6 protein-coding genes are annotated in these 4,274 nt (G+C 62.1%); 2 read left to right on the top strand and 4 right to left on the bottom strand.

Going from position 1 to position 4,274, the window contains the following annotated elements; genetic code table 11:
- The first annotated feature begins 382 nt into the window (after positions 1–382).
- Positions 383–1,102, top strand: a complete 720-nt coding sequence (locus ACIREA_RS27590) for a DUF1080 domain-containing protein (RefSeq protein WP_397385540.1) — start codon at positions 383–385, stop codon at positions 1,100–1,102.
- A 21-nt stretch (positions 1,103–1,123) separates the two neighbouring features.
- Positions 1,124–1,840: a hypothetical protein gene (locus ACIREA_RS27585; RefSeq protein ID WP_397385539.1), complete on the top strand. Its 717-nt coding sequence runs from the start codon at positions 1,124–1,126 to the stop codon at positions 1,838–1,840.
- Between the two features lie 189 nt (positions 1,841–2,029).
- Here ACIREA_RS27585 and ACIREA_RS27580 read toward each other — a convergent pair whose 3' ends face one another.
- From ACIREA_RS27580 to ACIREA_RS27565, 4 genes are all read right to left on the bottom strand, one after another.
- The gene (locus ACIREA_RS27580; protein WP_397385538.1) at positions 2,030–2,446 is read right to left on the bottom strand and encodes an OsmC family protein; all 417 of its coding nucleotides are present in this window, start codon (positions 2,444–2,446) and stop codon (positions 2,030–2,032) included.
- 20 nt (positions 2,447–2,466) lie between these two features.
- Complete coding sequence (locus tag ACIREA_RS27575; RefSeq protein WP_397385537.1) at positions 2,467–3,078, bottom strand: plastocyanin/azurin family copper-binding protein; 612 nt, start codon at positions 3,076–3,078, stop codon at positions 2,467–2,469.
- A gap of 67 nt (positions 3,079–3,145) precedes the next feature.
- Entirely contained in the window at positions 3,146–3,997 is an 852-nt protein-coding gene (locus ACIREA_RS27570; RefSeq protein ID WP_397385536.1) for an alpha/beta fold hydrolase, read from the bottom strand.
- A 6-nt stretch (positions 3,998–4,003) separates the two neighbouring features.
- On the bottom strand, positions 4,004–4,274 hold a 271-nt coding region (locus ACIREA_RS27565), incomplete at its 5' end, for a hypothetical protein (protein ID WP_397385535.1).

The raw sequence follows: 4,274 nt of genomic DNA, 5'->3' as shown, positions 1-4,274 counted from the left end.
TAGAAAGCACATGCCGCCAGCCGAGAAAAAGATCGCGTGCTCCAGCTTGTCCACGCCCTCAAAACTCGCGGGGGATGGCAGATGCGTTTGGGAAGACAGCCAGAACAGCACCCCGAACCATAAAAACACCAAAAAGCGCCACAGGACGGGAGAGGAGAGGAAGCGTGGGAGTGGCATCGTGCGCGGTTTATAGCAGACTTAAATCGCATTTCCATTCCAAGAAGATCACGATCCTGCTCCGCTGATGCTATCGGATGGCTCGGCCATCCCCGCCCCCACCTTCCACTCTTTGCGACACGACCCATCCTTCCACCTCCCGCAAAGCGATAGACAACCCCGGGCCTGCGCGTTAAACCTCGCCCGACCACCACAACCATCCTTCATGAAACTGCACCTCGCTCTCGCCGCCTTGTTCGCCTCCCTTTCCTTCGCCAGCGCGGATGAAAAAGAAATCTTCAACGGCAAGGACCTGACCGGCTGGGAAGGCAACAAGGACCTCTGGAGCGTGCAGGACGGCACCATCACCGGCAAAACCCCGGCTGACCCCGCCAATCCGGCCAAGAGCATCCTCAAGCACAACACCTTCCTCGTCTGGAAAGCCGGCACCGTGAGCGATTTCGTGCTGACGTTTCAATACCGCATCGAAAAGGGCAATTCCGGCGTGCAGTACCGCAGCAAGGAGCTCAATGCCGGAGAAAACGGCCCCATCATCAGCGGCTACCAGGCCGACTTCGAAGCGGGCAAGACCTACAGCGGCATCCTCTACGAAGAGCGCGGCCGTGGCATTCTGGCCAAGCGCGGTGAGAAGACCGTGATCAAGCCCGCCGCCGACGGTGATAAGAAGGCCGTGGTGGAAGTGGCCGGCAGCGTGGGAGACAGCGCCGCCATCCAGGCCAGCATCAAATCCGAAGACTGGAACGAGTACCGCATCGTGGCCAAGGGCAACCATGTGCAGCATTTCATCAACGGCCAGCAGACCATCGACGTGACCGACGAAGACACCGCCAACGCGCCGAAGGAAGGCCTCCTGGCCCTGCAGATCCACGCCGGCCCGCCGATGGTCGTGCAGTTCAAGAACTTCAAGCTCGTCGAAACGAAGTAGTCGTGCTTTGTTAGCCCCATCATGACCCGCCTGCTTTTCACCACGCTACTCCTGCTCACCAGCGGCCTTGTCACCAAGGCCGTTGCAGACACCGAATACCTCATCGTCAGCGGTGGGCCTGCGGCACGTGGGTTTGAGGATTTGCGCCGGCCCGGAGAGCAGCACGACCGCTGGTGGGGCAACTTCGTCCGCACCGCCCGCGTGCGCATGCAGGAGATCCACAAGACCGTCCCTGCCAACACCCGCATCACCTGGCTGGTGTATCGGGACGCCTACGTGCGCCGCGCCGCCGCCGAGCACCAGCCGCTGACGCAGAATGTGGAGTCCGTGACCAAGGCCTACCCGTACATCAACCTCGTGTGGTTCCGCAGCACGCAGGAACTCATCAACTACATCAACAACGGCCAGTCCGGACGCGGCAATTTGAAGATCTCCGGCTTCGAGTACTTCGGCCACTCGAACAAGTTCAGCTTCATGTTTGACTACAGCTCGGACGTGTACGCCACCTCAACCGCGTGGCTGCATGAGAACGACCTGCGCAAGATCAGCCGCTGGGCCTTCAGCGGCAAAGCCTACTGCCAGAGCTGGGGCTGCCACACCGCCGAGAGCTTCAGCAAAGCCTGGAAACGCGCCACCGGCACCAAAATGGTGGGAGCCCAGGGCAAGACCGACTACTCCGACATGCACCTGCGTGACTGGCACGTGGGCCTCTCCAGCGGCGCACGCTGGGTGCGGTAAGCGCGCCAGGACCAACGCATCAGGGGTCTCAAGGCGCGCCGCTTTGACACCTCAGAAATGGTAGGGAACCGCTGCGCGGATGCGTGATTTAACGAAGGGGGCAAGAGTCGCCTCGCCTGGATGATCATCACCGAACTTCCAAGTTCGGTGATGGGCTCTGGGGGAACGAACTTGGAAGTTCGTTCTACTCTACTTCACACCCCACACAAACGTCACCGGCTTGTCGATGTCCGGGTGCACGCTGTGGTGCACGGGGCAGCCGAGGGCGGTGGCTTCGAGGAGCTTGCGGTCGGGGTGGTCTTCCGGCAGCGGGATCTGGATGGTGATGGGCAGGCGCACGATGCGGCGCGGGCTGTCCTCGCTCATGTGCTTTTCCACGCTGACCTTCATGCCGGCGATGTCATAGCCCTTCTGCTGCGCCTTGATGCCGATGACGGTGGCCATGCACGTGGCCAGCGCCGTGGCCACGAGATCAGTGGGGCTGAAGGACTCGCCTTTACCGTGGTTGTCCACCGGCGCATCGGTGATGAACTGGTTTTGCGAAGGGCCATGCGTGGCCCGGCAGCGCAGGCCGCCTTCGTAATCGACGCTGATGGAGACGGCCATGGCTGGTGGACGGTAAAGAATTACTGCGCGGTGAGGATGCCGTTCATGATGGCGACGTGTCCTGGAAAGGTACAGAAGTAAGGATACTCACCAGCGGCAGGCACGGTGAACTCGATGGTCTCGGTAGTGCCGGGCTGAAGCAGTTTGGTGTGGGCGAGGATGTCCGGGGAGTCTGGGATGTAGCCTTTGTCCACCAGCGTCATGGCGCCCATGGCGATGGCCATCATCTTGTCCTTGGTGCCGAGCTTGCCGATCACGATGTTGTGCGGCTGGGGCAGGGTGGGGTGGGTGTTGGTGAAGGTAAGCTTGATCTTCTGGCCGGCCTTGGCGCTGATGGTCTTGGTGTCATAGGCCAGCGGGTTGGCGGCGTCCGGCTTGATGGTGATTTCAAGCACGGGCAGAGCGGCAGCAGGGGCTGCCGGAGCAGCCGCAGTGGCGGCGGCAGGTGCAGCGGCGGCGGCAGCCGGAGCAGCAGCCTCGACTTTGGCCTTCGGACGCAGGGAGCTCACGCCGTCAAAAATAAAGGCCAGCACCCACAGCAGGACGGCGCCGCCGAGAGCAGATCCGATGATCAGATTGAGAACAGACCAGATGGAGGACGATTTTTCCGAAGTAGAGGAGGGCGCGGACATGGGCTAGTGGGTGGGGATTGAGCGCCCATCAGAGCACAGCAGCGCCTGAAAGCAACCACCGTGTGCCTTACGGCTTCCCGCCCGCCGTCACCTCGTCCATCGCCCGCCCGATCTGGGGTGCAATCATGTCCAGCAGGTCGTTGTGGTGACCGCCGGGAACGGCGTGAAAAGTCACCGCCTGCGGGTGGGCCGCCGCCAGCTCCACCCCCATGCGCACGGGGATCACCTCATCCTCCGCGCCGTGGAAAATCACGAACCGCGCCCCGGCACGGGAGGCCACGTGGCCCAACGTTTTGCGGTTGTTGAAGCGGTGCTGGTTCAGGTAGCACAGCGGCCAGCCGAGCACGATGCGGCCCATGTCCGTCATCGTGGTGAAGGGAGACATCAGCACGCCGCGGCGGATGTCCAGGTCATCCGCCGCCATCAGGGCCGCCGCAGAGCCCAGCGAATGCCCCAGCACGGCCAGGCGGGGCAGCAGCTCGGCCTGGGAGGTGTGCAGGTGCCTGGCCAGCGCCTCCACGGCCCCCTTGCCGCTCTCCCGGATTCGCGCCGGGCTCGGGCTGCCCTCGCACTCGCCATAACTGGGATAATCCACGAGCAGGTAGGCAAAGCGGTCATCCCACGCGTTTGTGTCATACAGCCAGTCGAGCGCCAGCGAGCCATTTCCTGCAAAGCAGAGCCAGAGCGTCTGCGGCAGGCCGCTGGCAGGTGCGCGCGGGGGGATGTAGAAGGCCGTCTGGTGGCCCTGAGACGTCTCAAAAAGCACGCGCTCGCCTTTGTCGGCTTGCAGCATGGATTCATGGTCCGCCCGGTAAGGATTCGGGTAGTAGATCAGGCTGGACTGGCAGCCGAGCAGAAAGAACACAGGCGTGAGGACGAGGATGGCGCCGAGGCGCAGCAGGCGTTTCCAGAACGGCATGGGGATTCAGTCGGGGGAATACGTTTTTGACTTCAGCTTCCCGTTCTCGAAACCCAAAAAGATACCTTCGCAGTTCGGTTCCGCTGAATGTTCCGGGTTCATAAAAAAGGTCAGGCCCTTCTCATCTTCAATGATGAGCTGAGGCTTCTGCCGGGGTCCGCCTTCCGGGTAAAGCTGCGTCTGCAGGGCCATGATCTCCTCCCGCGTCATGCCGAGCCGGATGCCTTCGTAAAAGGCTTTGTAGCTGCGGTAGCGGGCGTCCATCCACTCCGGATGC

This window comes from Prosthecobacter sp. (assembly GCF_044373815.1).
Lineage (GTDB): Bacteria > Verrucomicrobiota > Verrucomicrobiia > Verrucomicrobiales > Verrucomicrobiaceae > Prosthecobacter.
Note: the sequence above shows the minus strand (reverse complement) of the source record. Positions and strands in the feature narration are given on the sequence as shown.